The sequence below is a fragment of the Cryobacterium zhongshanensis genome, assembly GCF_022760445.1.
Classification (GTDB): Bacteria; Actinomycetota; Actinomycetes; order Actinomycetales; family Microbacteriaceae; genus Cryobacterium; species Cryobacterium algoricola.
Map to the genome: position 1 here is coordinate 143,103 of NZ_JALGAR010000003.1, position 19,777 is coordinate 162,879.

Below are 19,777 nucleotides of genomic sequence, written 5' to 3' on the forward strand. Positions count from 1 at the left end.
CGGCACTACGGGCGTCCCAGACCGCTGTCAGAAGTATTCCGATCGGGTTTTCCACAGGTGACCTGTGGAGCGTGCGGATGCCGGTGGAATGTCGGTGGTGGTCCGTAGAGTGCCCCCATGATAGCTGAAGAACCCTCAGAATCTCACCTGGACAGCCCCGTGGACAGCAATGTCGACAGCACTGCGGAGCCCCCACCCGGGACCCCTCCTGACGTCCCTCCCGACACTTACCTCAACGCCCGCCACCTCGACCTGGTGGAGCCATCCCTGGCCGATGTGTATGACGCGATCAAGGAGGCGGACCGGGAAATGAACCGGGCCGCCGCGAAGCGGGCGGCGGCGATCTATGCCGCGCAGCGGGTACTGGCCGACGTCGGCCGGGCCCGCGCGGAGGCCGCGGTGCAGGCCGGCGGGCGGCGCATGCCGTGGTCGCCGGAAGAGGCCACGAAGGAAGAGTTCACCTGCGAGGTCGGCGCCCTGCTCCGACTCCCGCGGCGCACGACAGAGACCCTGATCGAAGCCAGCCGCACCCTCGCCGAAGAACTCCCCGCAACCCGGGAAGCACTGTCCTCCGGGGCGATCAGCTACCGGCACGCACAAGTGATCATGGACCAGGCCTGGGGCATCACCGTCGATGGCGACCCGGTTGCGGCCGCCCGGGCCCGCGCCGTGTTCGAAGACGTCCTCGTGCCCGACGCGGAGTTCCTCACCGTGGCGAAGCTCGCCGACCGGGCCCGCAGGGTCCGGGAACGCACGCACCCGGAAACCATCACCGCCCGACACCAGAAAAGCGTCGAAGACCGCCACCTGGTCTTCCAGGCCCTCAACGACAACATGGCCTCCCTCTACGTGACCGGCGACGCCGAAAAGATCCAGGCCGCCTACCACCGCACCCTCGACACCGCCCTCACCCTGCAAGGCCCGGACGAGGAACGCACGCTGACCCAGCTCGCCGCGGACGTACTCACGGATATGTTGATCGGCGGGGTCACCCCGGACGGGACCGGCACAGGGGTCGCCGCTCAAGTCAATGTCACCGTCCCCGTCCTGACCCTCCTCGGGAAAAGCGAGGAACCCGGGTACCTCGCCGGGTACGGGCCGATCGACCCCGACACCGCGCGGCGCCTGGCGGCCGGTGCGCCGAGTTTCACCCGGCTGCTCACCCACCCCGAGACCGGGGTCGTGCTCTCGATGGGCCGCGACACCTACAAGGTCCCCGCGGCGCTCAAGAAGTGGCTCGAGGTGCGGGATGAAACTTGCACCTTCCCCGGCTGCCGCCGCTCCGCCAAACGCTCCGACGTGGACCACAGCGTCGAATGGCAACACGGCGGCGAAACCGACGCGATGAACCTCGCCCACCTGTGCCCCTACCACCACGCGGTGAAGAGCTACACCCGGTGGACACCAAGACACCTCGGCGACGGCCGCATCGAATGGACCTCCCCGGCCGGATACCGCTACATCGTCGAACCCTCCGCCGACATGCGACCACCCAAACATCCCAAACCCGCACCGAAACCACCGGCCCCGGCCGTTGACGTCTGGAACCTCAACCCCGAACCCGACGACCCCGAGGAACCGACACCCTTCTGAACGACGTCTTGGGGGCGTTGTCCGGGACGATCAGGCTGAGCCGGAGGGGGCCGCACCGACAGAGTCAGGCGGGCAGGTTTAGGTGCAGGGTGCACAGCAGGGCGCACCGAGTCAGGCCGGCCGGTTCAAGCGGGCAGAGTCTGGCGGGCAGAGCCAGGTGCGCCGGGTCAGGCGGGCAGGGTCACCCGGGCGGTGATGAGCTCGTCGGGCACCGGGGTGTGCGAGATGAGCAGCACGGCCCTGCCGTCCTCCGCCGCCGTCCCGAGGATGTCCCTGACGAGACGGTCGCCCTGCGCTTCATCGACGTTCGCGGTGGGTTCGTCGACGATGAGCACGGGGAAGTCCGCAAGGAGCGCCCTGGCGAGGGCGATCCGCTGGGCCTGACCGCCGGAGACGAGGGCACCGCGTTCGCCGACCCTCGCATCGAGTCCGCCGCGCTGCGCGGTCCAGTCGCCGAGGCCGACCCGGTCGAGAACGGCCAGCAGGTCGTCGTCGCTCGCGGCTTCCCGGGCGAAGAGCAGATTCTGGCGGATACTGTCGTCGAAGAGCCAGGGCTGCTGTTCGCACAGCCCGACGAAGCGGCGCACGGCGGAGGGCTCGAGCGTGTTCGCCTCGACGCCGTCGAGCGTGTACGAACCGGTGTAGTCGAGGAAGCGGACGAGTACCTGCGCGAGCGTGGTCTTGCCTGCCCCACTCGGGCCGGCGAGGTGAACACGCTCGCCGGGGCCGAGGCGCAGGATCACGCCGGAAACGCCGGGCTCCGTCGCGCCGGGCCAGGAAGCGCCGACCCCGCTCAGTCGCAGCACCGGCTGCGCGGAGACGGCCACGGCAACGCCGTTCCCGTCCACGCCGACGACTGCCCCGGTGTCGGCTGCCGGCCGGCTGTCGGCGTCGCTCTCGACCGGGATCTCCCGTGGGACCGTGGTTGGCACCGCATCCGCGACACGTTCCGCGCTCGAGCGCACCTGGCGCCAGGCGCCGAGCGCCGCGGGCACGACGGCGAAGATCTCGAAGACGGCCATCGGAACGAGGACGATCACGGCGAAATCCGGACCCGGCAGGCCACCTCCCGAGAGTCCCCCGAACCCGGCGAGCAACGCGGCGACGGTCGCAGCGCCGGCGAACAGGGAGAGCACGGCACCCTGGATGCCGACTCCCACTGACCGGCGCAGAGTCGCCCGGCGCAACCGGTCGTCGGCGGCAGCCAGACCTTCGAGACGGGAGTTGAGAACGCCGAAGGCGGTGAGCACGTCGATGTTCTCGACCAGTTCGAGCACCCGGTCGGCAAGATCCCCGCGGAGCGGAGCGAGCTCGCGCTCGGAGCCGGCGGCGACGATCCCCGACGCGGCCGTGCCGAGCACTCCGGCGAGGACGAGGCAGACCGCGAGACCGAGAGCCGCGAGCGGCGAGAGCAGCCACACACACACGACGCTGAGAATGGCGAGCACCCCGGCCGTCGCCAGCGGTTGCACGACCCGCAACGGGAAGTCCTGCAGGTCGTCGACGTCTCGGACGAGGCGGGTGAGCAGGTCACCACGCCGGGTGTTCGCGAGCCCAGCGGGAGCGAGCGGCAGGATGCGTTCGAAGACACCGACGCGGAGCGCGGCGAGCTGGCGGAACGCGGCATCGTGGCTCGAGAGCCGGTCGAGGTAGCGGAACGCGGAGCGGCCGAGCGCGAAGGCGCGCACGCCAACGATCGCCACAGACAGGTAGAGGATCGGCGGCTGCTCGGCGGCGCGGGTGATCAGCCAGGCGCTCGTCGCGAGCAGGGCAACGGCGGACAGGGCGCTCGCGACGCCGGCGGCCAGCCCGGGTACGAAGCGGCGCGCGGACGGCTGGGCGAGCCGCAGGATCGCGCGGACCCGGGTGGGGGGCAGGAACTCAGACATGGGCGTCCTCCCCCAGTGACACGACGGATGCCGGGGCCCCGGCCACCGGGACCACGGACAGCACGAGGTCGGCGGCAGCGACCACGGCCGGGCGGTGGCTCACCACGATCACGATCGTTCCTCCCGCCGAGAGCTCGCGGAGGCCCGCGATCAGCCGGCCCTCTGCGTCCTCGTCGAGGGCGGAGCTCGGTTCGTCGAGGACGAGCACCGGGCATCCGTCGGACAGTGTGCGGTAGATGGCCCTCGCCGCGGCAACGCGCTGCGCCTGGCCGCCGGAGAGCCCATCGCCGTTCACCCCGAGGACGATCCCGGGCTGCAGGTCGCCGCCGCCGGCGAGGTCGAGTGCGCGGACCACGAGGGCCTCGTCGATGCCGGAGGCGCCGAGCGCCACGTTGTCGGCGATCGTGCCGGAGAGCAATCCTGGCCGTTGGCCGGCCCACGCGAGCCACGGTCGCGGCCCGCCGGACTCGAGAGTCGTGTCGCCGAGAGTGATCGAGCCGGTGTAGGGCACGAAGCCCTGGAGAGCCGCGACGAGCGTGGACTTGCCCGCGCCGCTCGGCCCGGCGATGACCGCGAACCGGCCGGGGTCGATCGTCGCGTTGAATGCGGGGAGTGTCACGTCCGTGCCGCGACGCACGGTGACCTGGGCGAAGCGGAGCGAGCCGCCCGGCCCCGCGACGGGTGCTTGCGACGCCGTCGCGCCGGGTGCCTGCGCGGCCGTCGGGGCCGGTGCCTGCCCGGCCGTCGCGGCGGCATCCGCCGTGTCGGTCGCCGTTCCGCCTGCCGGCCCGCCCTCGATGATCAGGAAGACCTCCTCCGCCGCGGCGAGCCCGTCGGCGGCGGCGTGGAACTGAACGCCGATCTGACGCACCGGGAGGAACGCCTCGGGTGCGAGCAGCAGCACGAAGAGGCCAACGCCGAGACCGAGCGACCCGTCGACGAGCCGCAGGCCGATCGACACCGCCACGAGCGCGACCGAGAGGCTCGCGCCGAGCTCGAGCACGAAGCCGCTCAGGAACGACACCCGCAGCACCTTCATGGTGCGCACACGGTAGTCCTCGGTGATCGCGCGCACCCGATCGGTCTGACGCCGTTCCCTGCCGAAGATCTTGAGGGTGCCGAGGCCGCCGACGAGGTCGAGGAAGCCGACGCCGAGCCGCTGCAGCGACTCCCACTGCTGCTTCTGCACGGCCTGGGTGGCCTGTCCGATCAGGATCATGAACAGCGGAATGAGCGGGAGCACGATGATCACCGTGATGCCGCTCGGAAGGTCCTGCCACAGCATCACGAGCACGAGGATCGGCGTGGCGATCCCGGCGAGGAGGAGCTGCGGGAGGTACCTGGCGAAGTAGTTATCCAGGGCGTCAAGCCCCTGGGTGACGAGAGTGGACACGCGAGCGCCCTGCTGGCCGGCGAGCCAGTCCGGGCCGTTCTCCGCGACGCGGCGCAGCACGCGGGTGCGCAACTGGCTCTTGACGGATGCCGCGCCACGGCTCGCCGCGACCTCGAGCAGCCAGACCAGCGCGGCACGCAGGACCACGACGGCGGCGAGGCCGCCCACATACGGCGCGAGATCCGCCTGGCCATGGCCGGCCACCGCGAGCGTGATGACCTGGCTGAGCAGCCAGGAGAATGCGATCACGACGAGGGTCTGCGCGAAGCCGAGCACCGCCCCGATGGCCAGGAACCACCGCGCGGCAGAAGCGTAACGGAGGAGCCGGGGGTCGAGGGGACGCATGTGCTCGTTCTGTTCAGGGGCGGTGCCGGACCGCGGGCGCGCCGGCCGGTGAGACCGGCCGTGCCGCGGGGCGTGCAAATGGATCGGGGCCCGCCGTTTCCGACGGGCCCCGGACGCTCCTAGAGCGCTGCGGCTTCGATGTTACTGCGACTGACCCGCTTGCGCAGGACCCAGTACGTCCATCCCTGGTAGAGGAAGATCACCGGAGCGGCGATCACCGCGGTCCAGGTCATCACCTGGAGCGTGTACGGCGTCGAGGAGGCGTTGTCGATCGTGAGGCTGTTCGCCGCGTCATTGCTCGCCGGCATCACATCCGGGAACAGCGACGCGAACAGGGTGAGCACGGCGAGGCCGATCGTCGCGGCCATCAGCGTGAACGCCCAGCCCTCGGATCCGCGCAGGTTGAGCAGGAACGACCCGATCAGGGCGACGGCCGCCGCCGCGGCGAAGACCGCGGTGAAGAGACTGCCGAAGGCGAGCACGGTCCAGAGCAGGAACGACGCGGCGACGACGATCGTCACGAGTCCCGCCTGGGTGGCGAGCTTGCGGGCACGCACGCGGATGTCCCCGTCGGTCTTCAGGGAGACGAACACGACCCCGTGGGTGAAGAACAGGAGCAACGTCGTCACCCCGCCAAGCAGCGCGTACGGGTTGAGCAGGTCGAAGAAGGTTCCCGTGTAGTTGTGTCCGGCGTCGAGCTGGACACCCTGGACGACGTTCGCGAACGCGACGCCCCAGAGCAGGGCCGGGATGGCGCTTCCGACGACGATCATGCCGTCGAACCACTTCTTCCACTCGGATTCCGGACGCTGGTGCCGGTATTCGAACGAGACGCCGCGCACGATGAGGGCGAGGAGGATGACCAGCAGGGCGAGGTAGAAGCCGCTGAACATCGTCGCGTACCATTCCGGGAACGCGGCGAAGAGCGAGGCGCCTGCGACGATCACCCAGGTCTCGTTGAGGTCCCAGACCGGGCCGATCGAGTTGATCAGCACCCGGCGGTCGGTGTCGTCCTTGCCGAGGAACGGCAGGGACATGCCGACTCCGAAGTCGAAGCCGTCGAGGATGAAGTAGCCGATGAACATCACGGCGATGATCCAGAACCAGAGAATGTTGAGTTCCATCAGTTGCTCCTAGTAGACCGTGACGCGCTGGGGGGTGACGCCGGTCTCCGGGTCCGGCACCGGGGCATCCTCTGGGCCCTTGCGCACGGCTCGGGTGATCAACCGGAATTCGACGACCGCGAGCACGCCGTAGACGAGGGTGAAGGCGATCAGGGAGATCAGGATGGTCAGGCCAGTGACGTTCGGCGAGACGCCGTCCTGGGTTTTCAGGAGCCCGAACACGAGCCAGGGCTGCCTGCCCATCTCGGTGAAGATCCAGCCGACGCTCATCGCGGCGAGGGAGAACGGGAAGGACCAGATGGCGACCTTCCAGATCCAGGTCGCCTTCGGGCTGCGGCCCTTGCGGGTGAGCCAGAGGCCGACGACGGCGACCAGGATGTGCGCGATGCCGAGGCCGATCATCCAGCGGAAGGCCCAGTAGGTGACCCAGATCATCGGGGTGTAGTCCCCCGGCCCGTAGAGCGTCGTGTACTGGTCCTGCAGGTTGTTGATGCCCTCGACGGTGCCGTCGAGGGTGTGCGTGGAGAGGAATGAGAGCAGGTACGGGATGCGGACCGAGAACAGTTCGCTCACGCCGTCCGGGGTGCCGAGCGTGAAGAGCGAGAAGGACGCGTTGGCGCCCGACGCCGTGTGGTACATCGCCTCGGCGGCCGCCATCTTCATCGGCTGGGCCTTGACCATCGCGAGGCTCAGGGAGTCGCCGAAGAGGGTCGTCAGGGCGCCGGAGATGACCATCATCCACAGGCCGAACTTGAGCGCGGGGCGCATCGTGTCGACGTGCTGCTTGCGGTAGAGGTGGAAGGCGGCGACCGAGATGATCAGGCCGGCGGAGACCATGAAGCACGCGAAGATCGTGTGCGGGAACGAGGCGAGCGAGATCGGGTTGGTCAGCAGGGTGCCGATGTCGGTCAGCTCGGCGCGGCCGCGTTCCTCGTTGATCCGGAAGGCGATCGGGTTCTGCATGAAGGCGTTCGCGGCGAGGATGAAGTACGCGGAGGCGATGGACCCGACCACGGTCAGCCAGATCGTCGCGAGGTGCAGCCCCTTGGGCAGCTTGTCCCAGCCGAAGATCCACAGGCCGATGAAGGTCGCCTCGAGGAAGAACGCGGTGATGCCCTCGAAGGCGAGCGGTGCGCCGAAGACGTCACCGACGAACCGGGAGTACGTCGACCAGTTCATGCCGAACTGGAACTCCTGCACGATGCCCGTCACGACGCCCATGGCGAAGTTGATCAGGAACAGCTTGCCGAAGAAGTGCGTGAGCTGGAGCCACTTGGCCTTGTCGGTGCGCACCCAGGCCGTCTGGAAGATCGCCACGGTCAGCGCGAGGCCGATCGTGAGCGGGACGAACAGGAAGTGATACACCGTTGTGAGTCCGAACTGCCATCTCGATAGCAGTAACGGGTCCAGCCACTCGTTCATGCGCCCTCCCGGCGATCGTCATTTCTACGGTACGTAGAAAACATACACTTCTACGGGCCGTAGAAGAAGACGAGGCGGCATACTAAACTCCCTCACTATGGGAAGTCTCGGTGCACTGGAGAGATTGTTGATGGATGTCCTCTGGGACTCCGGGGAATCGTTGCCCGCCAACGAATTGCGTGACCGCCTGCTCACACCGACGACCAGCGCCGCCAAGTCCAAGCCGCTCGCCACCACAACCGTGCTCACGGTTCTGTCCCGACTCGAGACCAAGGGCTTCGTCGCCCGCGACCGGGGCAACCGCCCGCATCGTTACCACGCCGTGACGACGAGGGCGGAACACACCGCCGGCCTGATGCACGAGGTCCTGGGCTCCGCGCCCGACCGTCAGGACGCACTCGCGCGCTTCATCGGAAGCGTCAGTCCCCAGGAAGCGGAGACCCTGCGCCGACTCCTCGAACCGATCACCGTTCACCCGAAGTGACGGGGCCCGGAACGGCACCGCGTTCGCCGTGCTGACCACCGCGCTCTGCCTCGGGCTTCTCGCGATCGTGCTGGCCTGGCCGGTTCCGGTGCTGCTCGCGCGCGCCGCCTGGCCGGCCGGCTCCCCCGGCGTCGCCCTCGTGCTCTGGCAGTCGATCGCACTCGCGGGCGGTCTCGCGATGATCGGGGCGCTCTTCGTCTACGGGCTGATCCCGTTCGGAGCCAACCCGGTCTCCGGCATCCGCTCGCTCGCAGACCACCTCGTGACGGGCTCGATCCCCGCCGGCACCTCCCTCGACCACGTGCTCGCCCTCTGCGGCGCCCTCCTGCTCGGCGGCCACCTCGTGCTCAACCTCGTCGTCACGATCGTGCACGCCGAACGGCAGCAACGCAGGCACCTGAACCTCGTGCGGCTCTTGAGCGAACCGCTCGAGGGGCGGCCGAGCACGCGGGTCATCGACCACGCCGCTCCCGTCGCATACTGCCTGCCGAGCGTGACGCACTCGGCGACGGTGCTCTCCCGCGGCCTGCTGAGCCTGCTCGATGCGGGTCAGGTGCTCGCCGTCGTCGCCCACGAGGAGGCCCACCTCGCCCAGCGGCACCACCTCGTGCTCGTAGCGTTCAAGTCCTGGCACAACGCCCTGCCCTGGTTCCCGATCGCGAACCGCGCGGAGAACGCCGTCGCCCTGCTCGTCGAGATGCTCGCGGACGACCAGGCCAGGCGGGCCGTCGGCGACCACACCCTGGCGGCAGCGATCGCGCTCGTCGGTTCGGCAGGGCTCGACCGGGCCCAGGGACCCCACTCCCCCACCGAGACGGCGGATGCCGCGGCCTTCGTCTCCCGGGACCGTCCGGTCGATCTCGTCACGCCCCGGGTGCGCCGCCTGCTGACCCCGCCGCCCCGGCTCTCCGCGGCGGCTTCCGTCGCCGTGATCGGCTCTGCCGCGGCGCTGCTCGTACTGCCGGCCCTGCTCCTCGCCCAGGCCTGAGGGACCCCGAAACGCACATGACCGCCCGGCTGCGAGGGCAGCCGGGCGGTCATGGGTCACTCCTGTGGTGGGAGGGTCAGGTTAGAACAGCTTCGCCTGGGCGAGCCACGCGGAGGCGATCTTGTCCGCCGACTCCTTGTCGTTGACACTCTGGGCGTTGAGGCTCACGAGGTCCGCGGCCGTCATCGCCGCACTGATCTTGTTCAGGACGCCCGCGGCCTTCTCGTCGACCTTGCTCGAGACGATGGGCACGACGTTGTCCGGGAAGAACAGTCCGTCGGGGTCTGCGAGGGCGACGAGATTGTTCGACTTGATGTTCGGGTCGGCCGTGTAGACGTTGGCGAGCTGGATCTTGTTGTCGACGAGCGCCTTGACGGTGAGCGGTCCACCGTTGTCCTCCACGGGAACGAAGCCGGCAATCGTGATGCCGTACTTGTCCTTGAGCGCCGTCGGCCCATAGGGACGCGTCTCCAGTTCGGAGTTGCCGCCGACCGTGATGGGCTCGGTGACGTTCTTCAGGGAGGCGAGATCGGTGAGCTTGTATTTGTCGACGAACGCCTGGGTCGCGGTCCACGAGTTCTGGTCGCTCGCGTCGGACCTGTCGAGGGCGGTCAGGCCGCTGGGAAGGGCCTTGGCGAGCTGGTCGTGGACCGCATCGCTCGTTCCGCCGGCGGCGGTCTTGTCGAGCGCCTGCAGCAGGCTGCCGGTGTACTCGGGGAAGACGTCGATCGACCCGGACTTCAGCTCGGGCAGGTAGACCTCGCGCTGTCCGATCCGGAACTGGCGGCCGACGGTGAAGCCGTTGGACTCAAGAGCCTGGGCGTAGATCTCGGCGATGATCTCGTTCGAGTAGTAGTCCTGGGAGCCGACGACGAGTGTCGTCGGAGCGCTCGACGCGCTACTTCCGGTGCCCAGTGGGTTACTGGACGCACACCCTGCAAGGGCTACGACGGCCCCAACCGCGACCGCGGCGACCGCCGCGAGCCGGCCTTTTTTCGCTGTGAACATTGTCAGATTCCTTTCGTGATGGCGGGTTCCATCCCCGGGCGACGTCGGGGCGACGCCTTCCGGTCGACTGGGGGGCGTCCGACTGCGACGCCGCGGGGCACGACGAGCTTCTGGAGACCGGCGAAGAGGCCCTCGAGGACGAGGGCGAGCAGGATCACCAGGATCGACCCGCCGAGCATCTGGGCGTAATCGTTGGTCTTGAGCCCGGCGAAGAGGAACCGGCCGAGCCCGAAGTCGGCGATGTACGCGGCGAGTGTGGCCGTTGCGACCACCTGCAGGGTCGCCGACCGAATCCCGCCGATGAGCAGGGGCAGTCCGAGGGGTATCTCCACGTGGCGCACGATCTGCCACTCGGTCATGCCGACGGCCCGCGCCGCGTCGATCGTCGCACGGTTGACCGCCTCGAACCCCGTGTAGGCTCCGGCGAGGATGGGCGGGATCGCGAGCACGGTCAGGGCGACGTACGGGGCGCCGAGGCCGATGCCGATCCACAGCGCCACGAGAGTGAGCAGGCCCAGTGTGGGAATGGCGCGCAGCCCGCCGGAGGTCGCAACGGCGATCCCCCGGCCGCGCCCGGTGTGCCCGATCAGGAATCCGATCGGGATGGCGATGACCGAGGCCAACAGGAGGGTCACCGCCGTGAAGAGGAGCTGCTCGCCGATCCGGGTCGGGATCCCGGTCGGCCCGGGGTAGTGCGCCGGGTCGAGCAGCCACGCGACGGCATCCGTGAAGTAGTTCATGCGGCACCCCGGACGGCCGTCATCCGGCCGAGTGTCGCGATGCTTTCCGGGCGGATGCGCCGGGTCCGGCGGGTCCACGGCATCAGCGCCCGGCCGAGCAGCACGACCGCCCCGTCGAGGACGAGGGCGAGCAGGACGGTCGCCACGATGCCCGTGATGATCTCGACCTGGATGCCGCGCTGGAAACCATCGGTGAACAGGCTGCCGAGGCTCTTCGCTCCGATCACAGCACCGACGGTCGCGAGGCTCACGGTGCTGACGGTGACCACGCGCACCCCCGCGAGGAGCACGGGCCCGGCGAGAGGGAGCTCGACGAGCCAGAACCGGCTCCACGCCGAAAAGCCGACGGCGGTCGCGGACTGGCGCACGTCGGGGTCGACGGAAGCGAGTCCGTCTGCGACGACCCGCACCATGAGCGCGAGCCCGTAGAGGGTGAGGGCGGCGATCAGATTCGCCGGCGAGCGGAGGCTCGTTCCGATGACCACGGGCAAGATGAACAGGAGCGGCAGGGAGGGGATGGCGTAGAACAGCCCCGCGATCGAGAGGATCGCACCGCGGGTCGGCCGGTACCGGTTGGCCAGCCAGCCGAGCGGGAGGGCGATCACGAAGCTCAGCACGATCGGCGGCAGGCTCAGCACGATGTGGTCGAGGGTGCGGAGCCAGACCAGGTCGAGGTTCGACCAGAGCCACGTCACAGCGGCAGGCCTTCCGCCGTCACGTCGAGCGACGCGTCGGACCGTGCCCTGCCGGACAGGTCGGACGGTTCGGACGGGTCGGACGGGCCGGACGGGCCGGTGCCGGAGCGCTGGCCGACGAGGACGCCGGCGGGCCGGCCGTCCGCGTCGACGAGCACGTCCGAGCCGTCCTGGCTCTCGACGTGCAGGGCGCGCTTGCCCCGGTCGGCGCCGATGAAGCTCGCAACGAAGTCGTCGGCCGGGTGAGCGAGGATCTCAGACGGTGTGCCGAGCTGGGCGATCCGGCCGCCCTCCCGCAGGATGGCGATCTGGTCGCCGAGCAGGAAGGCCTCGTCGATGTCGTGGGTCACGAAGACGACGGTCTTGCCGAGTTCGTGCTGCAGCCGGATCAGCTCCTGCTGCAATTCCGCGCGCACGATCGGGTCGACCGCGCCGAATGGCTCGTCCATCAGGAGGATGTTGGGATCGACGGCGAGGCCGCGTGCCACGCCGACACGCTGCTGCTGGCCGCCGGAGAGCTGGCTCGGGTAGCGATCGGCGATGGCGCGGTCGAGGCCGACGGTATCGAGCAGGTCGAGGGCATCCGCCCTGGCCTTCTTGCGGCGCACGCCGCGCAGGAGAGGCACGGTCGCGACGTTGTCGACCACCGTGCGGTGCGGGAGCAGCCCGGAGTTCTGCATCACGTAGCCGATGCTGCGCCGCAGCTTCACGGGTTCGAGCGACGCGACGGAGACGCCGTCGATCTCGATCGTTCCCCCGGTCGGATCGACCATGCGGTTGATCATCCGCAGCAGGGTGGTCTTGCCGGAGCCGGAGGAACCGACGAGCACGGTGGTGCGATGCGAGGGAATCGTGAGGCTGAAATCGTCGACCGCCAGAGTGCCGTCCGGGAATTCTTTCGTCACCGATCGGAACTCAATCATGGAAATGGCCCATTCCTCGCCTGAAATCGAATCGACACGTGCCAGCGATCTCCTACCCAATCAGGAAAGGCGCCGGATGCCAAGCTCTACTCAGCAGATTCCAAGACTGGGGTGGCCGTGCCGTGCTGCTCGAGTTCCTCGCCGTAGTAGCCCGCGAGGTACACCGAGAGGACCCGTCTCGCCTCTGCGATGTACCGTTCGTCCCCCATCACGTCGGACTGGAAGCCTCTCGACAGGACCGCTGCGGCCATCTCGACCATGACCTCGAGCCGGAACAAGAGCTCAGGCCCGTAGGAGAGGCCGAACCGCTCGGAGAGAACGACCGCGAGCTGGCCGGCCAGGAAGCCGACCTCGATGCCGTCCGCCGGGCTGACCGCGCTGATCGGGAGCCGCTCCCGGTCGGCGAAGTGCATGATGCGGAAGCCGGGTTCCGTCCGGTACATGTCGACGAATGCCGTGATGGCGCAGTCGATGGTCTCCCACGGCGTCTTCGGGTCTGCCAGCTTGATGTCCCTGGCCACGCGCAGTCGATACCGCTGGATGACCCGCTCCCGCAGGGCATGCAGCACTGCCACCCGGTCGGGGTAATAGCGGTATACCGTTCCGATCGATGCCCCCGCGCGTTCCGCGACCATCGCGGTCGTGATCCGGTCGAAACCGACCTCGTCGACGACGATCGCGGTGGCATCGAGCAGCCCGGACAGGCGTGCCGTACTGCGTTGCTGGATGGGTTCGATCCGGACCTGGGCGCCGGCCTCAACGATGTCCCCCTCGAAAAGGTCACTGAGTGACAATTGTCCTCCTTGAAGTAGGTCCCAATCCTACGGGTGTTGTCCCGTCAGCGGTGCCAGATCGACGCCGGGTGTCGCCCGGTCCACCCGAAAGGGGCTGCACATGACAAACTAGGAGGTGTGCCGAAGCCTTCCAGAACGACGAATGCGGGCCGACCTGCGAAAATGATGCATCGCGCAGCCCGGATCGAAGACTGGATGCACGAACGTCGCGAGCGCAGCGCCCGCAGGCGCGGTTATCTGCCCACGGTCATCCCCTACGCCGGGTACGGCAGCACCGAATGGGTCCGCATCCTCTGCCGGGTGCTGCTGGCGAAGCCGGCCAAGCCCAAGAAGGCCGTGACCCGGAGACGCTGGCGCGCAGAGCGGCGTGAGGCAGGCATCCGCGGCTGGCGCAGTTTCACCGCTGTACCCGTGCACGACGTCACCGTCACGATCGAGATCAACGGTTTCACCCATCGAGTGAGTGCGGACCGCGGCGGCGTGGTGGACACGGTCATCCGCCTCCCGCTCACCCCGGGCTGGCAGGTCGCCAGGCTCAGCACCGACGCCTCGGCCCCCGTCGATGCGCCGCTCTTCATCGTCGGCCCGCAGGTCGATCGCGGCATCATCTCCGACGTCGACGACACCGTGATGGTCACGACCCTCCCCCGGCCGCTGCTCGCCGCCTGGAACACGTTCGTGCTCGACGAACACGCGCGGGTGCCCACCCCCGGCATGGCCGTGCTCCTCGACCGGCTCACCGTGACCGCTCCGGGGTCCCCGGTGATCTACCTGTCGACGGGCGCCTGGAATGTCGCTCCGACGTTGACCCGGTTCCTCTCCCGCAACCTCTACCCCGCCGGCGCCCTGCTGCTCACGGACTGGGGCCCCACCCACGATCGCTGGTTCCGCAGCGGCATCGACCACAAGCGCGCCAACCTGCGCCGCCTGGCCCAAGAGTTCCCCGGGATCCGTTGGATCCTGGTCGGTGACGACGGCCAGCACGACGAGGACATCTACAGCGAGTTCCAGCGGGAGTTCCCCGGCAGCGTCGCGGCCGTCGCCATTCGGGAGCTCTCACCGAGCGAGGCCGTGCTCGCCGGCCGTCGGGCGAAGGATGCCGCGCTCGAGTCGACGGATCCGCGCTGGGTCTACGGGCCGGACGGAGCGAGTCTCGCCAGGCAGCTCGTGACGCTCGGAATCCTCTCCCCGGGCGCGCCGATTTCCTGAGCCGGGCGGACCCAGCGCGCCTGACCGGTCAGCGGCTCAGCAGCTCAGCAGCTCAGCAGCTCAGCAGCTCAGAGACTCAGAGACTCAGCCGCCGACATCCGGAAGGGGCGGTTGGAACGCGGCCGTCGCGAACTCGACGACGAGAACGCCGACCGCGATACTCGCGAGCGGAGCGACCCACGCCCAGCGACGCGTCGCCGGGGACGCGAGCAGGGTCAGGGTGACGATGAAGCCCAGGATCCCGACCCCGGCGATCGACGCGATGCCGAAGGCGGGGCTCGAGCCGAGTTTGACCAGCTCGTCCTTGCTGCTCACCTCCCCGCCTCCCGGAATCGACGCGGCGAAGGCGTAGGCATTGCCCACGAGCTCGAAGACCAGGGCCACGCTGGCCAGAAAGTGGACGAGCACGGCGCCGGCCGCTGCCAGGACCCACTTCACCGTGCCGCGTGGTGCCTGCTGTCGCGTGCCGGTCATGCTCTCGACCCTAGGGGGTCGGCTCACCGGAATGCGAGGGATCCGGCGACATCGCCCGGCGCAGGAGCAGGGTGCAGTGTGCAGGAGCAAGGGCGCCGAAGCAGGGGCGCCGGCAGGGAACCCTCTGCGCCGCGTCACGGGGCAGTGCGCCTGAGCCAGGTCCCGACCGGGATCGACTACGCGCGGAGCCGGTCGAGGCCGCGGTTGACCTGGCGCGCCCACAGCGGTCCGCGGTAGAGGAACGCCGTGTAGCCCTGGACCAGGGTCGCCCCCGCGTCGAGCCGCTCGGCGACGTCGGCGGCGGTCTCGACACCGCCGACGGAGATCACGCACAGGCCGGCGGGCACGCTCGCCCGGATCAGGCGCAGCACCGCGAGCGAGCGGGCCCGGAGCGGGGCTCCGGAGAGGCCGCCCGCTCCGATGGCCTCGACCCGCGCGGCATCCGTCGTGAGACCCTCGCGGGAAATGGTCGTGTTTGTCGCGATGATGCCGTCGAGGCCGAGCCGCACCACGAGTTCGGCGATGCGGGTGACTTCCTCGTCGCGGAGGTCCGGTGCGATCTTGACGAGCAGGGGCGTGCTCCCGGATGCCGCACGGACGGCGGTGAGGAGTGGGGCGAGCTGGTCGAGTTCCTGCAGGCCGCGCAGGCCGGGGGTGTTCGGTGAACTCACGTTGACGACGAGGTAGTCGGCGAGCGGCGCGAGGGCCGTGGCGCTCACGAGGTAGTCTGCCGTGGCGTCTTCCACCGCGGTTGCGCGGCTCTTGCCGATGTTGATGCCGAGCACGGGCCGGCCGGCGACGGCGCGCACCCGGGCGAGGCGTACGGCAGCGGATGCCGCACCCTGGTTGTTGAAGCCCATGCGGTTGATCACGGCGCGGTCCGGGATCAGCCGGAACAGCCGCGGCTTCGGGTTTCCCGGCTGCGGCAGTGCCGTGATCGTGCCGACCTCGACGTGGCCGAAGCCGAGCCGGCCGAGGCCGATCACGGCGAGGCCGTCCTTGTCGAAGCCGGCGGCGACGCCGAACGGGGAATCGAAGCGCAGGCCGAGGGCGTGCACGGCCTGGTCGGTGCGCGGACGGGTGAAACCGTGGACAAGGCGCCCGATGCCCCGGCTCGGGATGAGCCGGATCACCGTGAAGGCCAGGTGGTGGGCGCGTTCGGGGTCGAGCCGCGCGAGCACGTGCCGGAAGAGGAAGGGATACACCGGCTACAGTTCGGGTTCGTCGTCGCTGGCGTCGCTGGCGTCGCTCGCGTCGCTGCGGAGGCTCTCCCGGTGTTCGCTGCGGAGCTGGTCGATGGCGCTCTCGAAGTCCTCGAGGGAGTCGAAGGCCCGGTAGACGCTCGCGAAGCGCAGATAGGCGACCTCGTCGAGTTCCCGCAGCGGCGGGAGGATCGCGAGACCGACATCGTTCGCGGCGACCTGGGACGCGCCCGTCTGGCGGATGGTCTCCTCGACGCGCTGGGCGAGGAGTGCGAGGTCGGAGTCCGTCACCGGCCGGCCCTGGCAGGCCTTGCGGACGCCCGTGACGACCTTGTCCCTGCTGAACGGTTCGACGACGCCGCTGCGCTTGACGATGTTGAGGCTTGCGGTCTCCGTCGTGCTGAAACGGCGCCCGCACTCGGGGCACTGGCGACGGCGACGGATGGAAAGTCCGTCGTCGCTCGTGCGCGAGTCGATGACTCGGGAGTCCGGGTGGCGGCAGAACGGGCAAAACATTGTGCTGCCAGCCTAGTGCCCCTTTACGGGGGATTCACCGTCGGCCCGGGCGCGTCGCTCCATGCGCGCGCCCCGGCTCCCCGACGGGTCAGACGAAGCGGGCGGTCACGGCCGCACCGTGCGCGGGGAGGTCCTCCGCGTCCGAGAGCGCCGCGATGTTGGCGGCGACCCCGCGGAGGGCATCCCTGCTGTACTCGACGACCTGCTGCGGACGGAGGAAGGTGTACGCGCCGAGACCGGACGAGAACCGGGCCTGGCCGCCGGTCGGCAGCACGTGGTTGGAGCCCGCGGAGTAGTCACCGAGGCTCACCGGCGAGTTCGGGCCGAGGAAGATCGCACCCGCGTTCTCGATGAGCGCGAGTTCGACGTGCGGGTCCCTGGTCTGGATCTCGAGGTGCTCCGGACCGAAGGCATTGCTGAACGCCGCTGCGGCGGCGAGGTCGTCGACGAGCACGATCGCGGACTGGGTACCGGACAGCGCGGCGGTCACCCGCTCACCGTGCGGAGTCGTGACCGCGAGCACGGCGAGTCTCGCCGTGACGGCATCCGCGAGCTCCGCCGAATCGGTGACGAGCACGGCCGCCGCGAGTTCGTCGTGTTCGGCCTGGCTGACCAGGTCGGCCGCGACGAGCAGGGGGTCTGCACCGGAGTCCGCGATCACGAGGATGTCGGTGGGGCCGGCTTCCGAGTCGATCCCGGTCACGCCGCGGACGAGGCGCTTGGCGGCGGCGACGTAGACGTTGCCGGGGCCGGTGACGAGCTGGACGGGATCGAGGCCGAGGCTCGGCACCCCGTATGCGAAGGCGCCGACCGCGCCGGCGCCACCCATCGCGTAGATCTCGGTGACGCCGAGGAGCCCGGCGACGGCGAGGATAGTCGGGTGCACCCGGCCATCGAACGCCTGCTGCGGCGGGGAAGCGAGCGCGATCGAGGTGACCCCGGCGACCTGCGCGGGCACGACGTTCATCACGACGCTCGACGGGTAGACGGCCTTGCCGCCCGGCACGTACAGCCCGACGCGACGGATCGGCTGCCACCGTTGGGTGATCACCGCTCCTTCAGCGATCGTCGTGGTCACGTGCGGCGGCACCTGGGCCTCGCTGGCGAGCCTGACCCGGCGGATGGTCTCCTCGATGGCGGTGCGCACCTCCGGCGGCAGCCCCGCGAGAGCGTCGGCGATGTCGCTCTCGGGCACCCGGAGCGCGTCAGGACGCACCCGGTCGAGCCGTTCGGCCTGGTCGTAGAGCGCCGCCTCGCCGCGCGCGCGGACGTCAGCGATGAGCTCGGCCGCCACGGCACTCGCGGCGGTCACGTCGGTGACGGCGCGCGGAATGGTGGCGAGCAATTCGGCCGGCGTCGGCCGGGTGCCTCGTAGGTCAAGTCTCTGGATCATGTCTGACCAGCCTAGCCACCAACATCCCCCAGACGGGAATAGGGTGGCCTTCAGAGACCTTGAGGCAAGTGACATGAGCGACATGAACGACATCCGAGACGCACCGACCGTTCCCCGGCTCGAAGGAGATCCGAACGCCCCGCTTGATCTTGCGGCGTTCAAGCAGGCATTCCGGCGTCACGCGGCCGGTGTCGCATGTGTGACGGCCCGCCAGGCCGACGGCACCCCGGTCGGCTTCACGGCGACCTCGCTCGCCTCGCTGTCGTCCGTTCCCCCGCTCGCGACCTTCAATATGGCCCGCACGGCGAGTTCCTGGCCGGCGATCGCCGAAACAGAACGTGTCATCATCCACACCCTCGGCGCGCGCAATCGCTCCCTTGCCGAACGGATGAGCGGACCGAACGCCCTCCGCTTCATCGGTGAGCACTGGCATGAGGGGCCGCACGGCCTTCCGGTCCTGAACGACGTGACGAGCTGGATGGTCGGCCACATCGTCGAGCGGGTCACCGTGCACAACGGTGCCGTGATCGTCGTTCAGATCGAGGAGGGCGGCCTCGGCTACGAGGACGAGGCGTTGCTGTACCACGAGCGGATGTACCGGGTACCGGGGCCGGAAGCGGCGCTCTGAGCGGGGGCGACCGGCCCGTCGTCCGGGTCAGGCGTCGTCGCGCCGTGACGTCTCGCGCGTCGTCGCGTCGCTCGTCGTCGTCTTGCGCGTCGTCGTCTTGCGCGTCGTCGTCTTGCGCGTCGTCGTCTTGCGCGTCGTCGTTTCCCGGTTCGCCGCTTCACGCTTGAGGGCGCGGAGCCGCTGGCGCTCGGCCTCGACGACCGCCGCCTGCTCGGGAGTCGGCGCCGTACCGCCGAGGTGGCGCGGCTGCCACCATTGCCCGGAGCCGTCGACGGGATACCCGGCCTGGAGTTCGTCGACCATGGCCTGGAGCGTGCCGTGCAGTTGCGCGGTGAGTTCGACGGCGTCCCTCGCCGGGTCGAGCACGACCGAAGTGCCGAACGCGAAGCGGATCGGCACCCGGTAGGCCTCCCTCAGGCTGGGCTTGTGGTTCTTGGTCAGGAGCCGGTGGCCGCCCCAGACCGCGACCGGGATCACCGGGACACCGGCTTCCCTCGCCATCCGGACCGCGCCGGACTTGAGTTCGCGCACGGTGAACGAGGCGTTGACCCCGCCCTCTGGGAAGACCCCGAGGAGTTCACCGGCCCGGAGGGCGGCGACGGCCTCGCCGTATGCCGCGGCGCCGGCCTGCATGTCGACACTGATGTGGTGCATGCCGCGGAGCAGCCAGCCGACGACGGGCTTGTCGAAGGCGCCCTTCTTGGCCAGGAAGCGGATGTGGCGACGGTTGTGCAGCCAGGCCTGCCACTCGACGAGCGCGAAGTCGGCATAGCCGAAGTGCGTGATCGCGAGGACGGCTCCCCCGGAATCCGGGAGGTTGTCGAGACCGGTCGCCGCTGCCTTCAGCCGGAAGGCCCCGAAGATGGCCCGGCCGGCCACGATCGCCGGGGTGTAGAACGGTTCGCTCGTACGGCGTGTCATACTCCAAGGCTATGCCCGGGTGCATAACCGACCGGC

At 69.4% G+C, this 19,777-nt stretch carries 19 protein-coding genes; 5 read left to right on the forward strand and 14 right to left on the reverse strand.

From position 1 onward, the window contains the following. Positions 1-117 precede the first annotated feature (117 nt). On the forward strand, positions 118-1,593 hold the full coding sequence (locus MQH31_RS12255) for an HNH endonuclease signature motif containing protein (RefSeq protein WP_243012284.1): 1,476 nt from the start codon (positions 118-120) through the stop codon (positions 1,591-1,593). Positions 1,594-1,760: 167 nt separating this feature from the next. Here MQH31_RS12255 and cydC read toward each other — a convergent pair whose 3' ends face one another. The 4 genes from cydC to MQH31_RS12275 form a co-directional block, all read right to left on the reverse strand. Further along, positions 1,761-3,482: a thiol reductant ABC exporter subunit CydC gene (gene cydC / locus MQH31_RS12260; protein WP_243012285.1), complete on the reverse strand. Its 1,722-nt coding sequence runs from the start codon at positions 3,480-3,482 to the stop codon at positions 1,761-1,763. Then, positions 3,475-5,220, reverse strand: a complete 1,746-nt coding sequence (cydD, locus tag MQH31_RS12265; protein ID WP_243012286.1) for a thiol reductant ABC exporter subunit CydD — start codon at positions 5,218-5,220, stop codon at positions 3,475-3,477. Before cydD ends, cydC begins: the two co-directional genes overlap by 8 nt. 119 nt (positions 5,221-5,339) lie before the next feature. Next, positions 5,340-6,344: a cytochrome d ubiquinol oxidase subunit II gene (gene cydB / locus MQH31_RS12270; RefSeq protein ID WP_134533380.1), complete on the reverse strand. Its 1,005-nt coding sequence runs from the start codon at positions 6,342-6,344 to the stop codon at positions 5,340-5,342. A gap of 9 nt (positions 6,345-6,353) precedes the next feature. Continuing rightward, positions 6,354-7,766: a cytochrome ubiquinol oxidase subunit I gene (locus MQH31_RS12275; protein WP_134533378.1), complete on the reverse strand. Its 1,413-nt coding sequence runs from the start codon at positions 7,764-7,766 to the stop codon at positions 6,354-6,356. A gap of 97 nt (positions 7,767-7,863) precedes the next feature. Between MQH31_RS12275 and MQH31_RS12280 the strand changes: the two genes are divergently transcribed. Both MQH31_RS12280 and MQH31_RS12285 read left to right on the forward strand, forming a co-directional pair. Further along, positions 7,864-8,250 (forward strand): BlaI/MecI/CopY family transcriptional regulator, encoded by a 387-nt coding sequence (locus tag MQH31_RS12280; RefSeq protein WP_134533376.1) that lies wholly within the window; start codon positions 7,864-7,866, stop codon positions 8,248-8,250. A gap of 28 nt (positions 8,251-8,278) precedes the next feature. After that, on the forward strand, positions 8,279-9,238 hold the full coding sequence (locus tag MQH31_RS12285; RefSeq protein WP_243012287.1) for a M56 family metallopeptidase: 960 nt from the start codon (positions 8,279-8,281) through the stop codon (positions 9,236-9,238). A gap of 81 nt (positions 9,239-9,319) precedes the next feature. Here the strand turns inward: MQH31_RS12285 and MQH31_RS12290 are convergent, their stop codons facing one another. The 5 genes from MQH31_RS12290 to MQH31_RS12310 all read right to left on the reverse strand — a co-directional run bounded on the left by MQH31_RS12290 (position 9,320) and on the right by MQH31_RS12310 (position 13,398). After that, positions 9,320-10,246, reverse strand: a complete 927-nt coding sequence (locus MQH31_RS12290) for an ABC transporter substrate-binding protein (protein WP_243012288.1) — start codon at positions 10,244-10,246, stop codon at positions 9,320-9,322. Positions 10,247-10,248: 2 nt separating this feature from the next. Then, the gene (locus tag MQH31_RS12295; protein ID WP_243012289.1) at positions 10,249-10,986 is read right to left on the reverse strand and encodes an ABC transporter permease; all 738 of its coding nucleotides are present in this window, start codon (positions 10,984-10,986) and stop codon (positions 10,249-10,251) included. Continuing rightward, positions 10,983-11,681 carry an ABC transporter permease gene (locus MQH31_RS12300; RefSeq protein ID WP_243012290.1) on the reverse strand — a complete coding sequence of 233 codons (699 nt, stop codon included), beginning with the start codon at positions 11,679-11,681 and terminating at the stop codon, positions 10,983-10,985. The genes MQH31_RS12295 and MQH31_RS12300 overlap by 4 nt, the downstream gene beginning before the upstream one ends. Then, positions 11,678-12,604: an ABC transporter ATP-binding protein gene (locus tag MQH31_RS12305; protein WP_243012291.1), complete on the reverse strand. Its 927-nt coding sequence runs from the start codon at positions 12,602-12,604 to the stop codon at positions 11,678-11,680. The genes MQH31_RS12300 and MQH31_RS12305 overlap by 4 nt, the downstream gene beginning before the upstream one ends. Positions 12,605-12,690: 86 nt before the next feature. Then, entirely contained in the window at positions 12,691-13,398 is a 708-nt protein-coding gene (locus MQH31_RS12310) for a TetR/AcrR family transcriptional regulator (RefSeq protein ID WP_243012292.1), read from the reverse strand. A 162-nt stretch (positions 13,399-13,560) separates the two neighbouring features. Between MQH31_RS12310 and MQH31_RS12315 the strand changes: the two genes are divergently transcribed. After that, positions 13,561-14,607: an App1 family protein phosphatidate phosphatase gene (locus tag MQH31_RS12315; protein WP_243012293.1), complete on the forward strand. Its 1,047-nt coding sequence runs from the start codon at positions 13,561-13,563 to the stop codon at positions 14,605-14,607. 84 nt (positions 14,608-14,691) lie between these two features. On the opposite strand, the gene MQH31_RS12320 is transcribed toward MQH31_RS12315, so the two are convergent. The 4 genes from MQH31_RS12320 to hisD form a co-directional block, all read right to left on the reverse strand. After that, positions 14,692-15,081, reverse strand: coding sequence for a hypothetical protein (locus tag MQH31_RS12320; protein WP_243012294.1), 390 nt, complete (start codon positions 15,079-15,081; stop codon positions 14,692-14,694). A 176-nt stretch (positions 15,082-15,257) separates the two neighbouring features. Further along, positions 15,258-16,286 carry a quinone-dependent dihydroorotate dehydrogenase gene (locus tag MQH31_RS12325; RefSeq protein WP_243012295.1) on the reverse strand — a complete coding sequence of 343 codons (1,029 nt, stop codon included), beginning with the start codon at positions 16,284-16,286 and terminating at the stop codon, positions 15,258-15,260. A 3-nt stretch (positions 16,287-16,289) separates the two neighbouring features. Next, positions 16,290-16,799: a transcriptional regulator NrdR gene (nrdR, locus tag MQH31_RS12330; RefSeq protein ID WP_243012296.1), complete on the reverse strand. Its 510-nt coding sequence runs from the start codon at positions 16,797-16,799 to the stop codon at positions 16,290-16,292. An 88-nt stretch (positions 16,800-16,887) separates the two neighbouring features. Continuing rightward, positions 16,888-18,192 (reverse strand): histidinol dehydrogenase, encoded by a 1,305-nt coding sequence (gene hisD / locus MQH31_RS12335; protein ID WP_134533354.1) that lies wholly within the window; start codon positions 18,190-18,192, stop codon positions 16,888-16,890. Between the two features lie 73 nt (positions 18,193-18,265). Between hisD and MQH31_RS12340 the strand changes: the two genes are divergently transcribed. Next, positions 18,266-18,820 carry a flavin reductase family protein gene (locus tag MQH31_RS12340; protein ID WP_243012297.1) on the forward strand — a complete coding sequence of 185 codons (555 nt, stop codon included), beginning with the start codon at positions 18,266-18,268 and terminating at the stop codon, positions 18,818-18,820. A gap of 27 nt (positions 18,821-18,847) precedes the next feature. Here MQH31_RS12340 and MQH31_RS12345 read toward each other — a convergent pair whose 3' ends face one another. Beyond that, the gene (locus MQH31_RS12345) at positions 18,848-19,741 is read right to left on the reverse strand and encodes a lysophospholipid acyltransferase family protein (protein ID WP_243012298.1); all 894 of its coding nucleotides are present in this window, start codon (positions 19,739-19,741) and stop codon (positions 18,848-18,850) included. Positions 19,742-19,777: the final 36 nt, after the last annotated feature.

Coding starts and splice junctions, on each gene's coding strand:
- MQH31_RS12255 (WP_243012284.1), top strand. CDS start 118: ATGATAGCTGAAGAACCCTCAGAATCTCACCTGGACAGCCCCGTGGAC.
- cydC (WP_243012285.1), bottom strand. CDS start 3,482: ATGTCTGAGTTCCTGCCCCCCACCCGGGTCCGCGCGATCCTGCGGCTC.
- cydD (WP_243012286.1), bottom strand. CDS start 5,220: ATGCGTCCCCTCGACCCCCGGCTCCTCCGTTACGCTTCTGCCGCGCGG.
- cydB (WP_134533380.1), bottom strand. CDS start 6,344: ATGGAACTCAACATTCTCTGGTTCTGGATCATCGCCGTGATGTTCATC.
- MQH31_RS12275 (WP_134533378.1), bottom strand. CDS start 7,766: ATGAACGAGTGGCTGGACCCGTTACTGCTATCGAGATGGCAGTTCGGA.
- MQH31_RS12280 (WP_134533376.1), top strand. CDS start 7,864: ATGGGAAGTCTCGGTGCACTGGAGAGATTGTTGATGGATGTCCTCTGG.
- MQH31_RS12290 (WP_243012288.1), bottom strand. CDS start 10,246: ATGTTCACAGCGAAAAAAGGCCGGCTCGCGGCGGTCGCCGCGGTCGCG.
- MQH31_RS12295 (WP_243012289.1), bottom strand. CDS start 10,986: ATGAACTACTTCACGGATGCCGTCGCGTGGCTGCTCGACCCGGCGCAC.
- MQH31_RS12305 (WP_243012291.1), bottom strand. CDS start 12,604: ATGATTGAGTTCCGATCGGTGACGAAAGAATTCCCGGACGGCACTCTG.
- MQH31_RS12315 (WP_243012293.1), top strand. CDS start 13,561: ATGATGCATCGCGCAGCCCGGATCGAAGACTGGATGCACGAACGTCGC.
- MQH31_RS12320 (WP_243012294.1), bottom strand. CDS start 15,081: ATGACCGGCACGCGACAGCAGGCACCACGCGGCACGGTGAAGTGGGTC.
- nrdR (WP_243012296.1), bottom strand. CDS start 16,799: ATGTTTTGCCCGTTCTGCCGCCACCCGGACTCCCGAGTCATCGACTCG.
- hisD (WP_134533354.1), bottom strand. CDS start 18,192: ATGATCCAGAGACTTGACCTACGAGGCACCCGGCCGACGCCGGCCGAA.
- MQH31_RS12340 (WP_243012297.1), top strand. CDS start 18,266: ATGAGCGACATGAACGACATCCGAGACGCACCGACCGTTCCCCGGCTC.
- MQH31_RS12345 (WP_243012298.1), bottom strand. CDS start 19,741: ATGACACGCCGTACGAGCGAACCGTTCTACACCCCGGCGATCGTGGCC.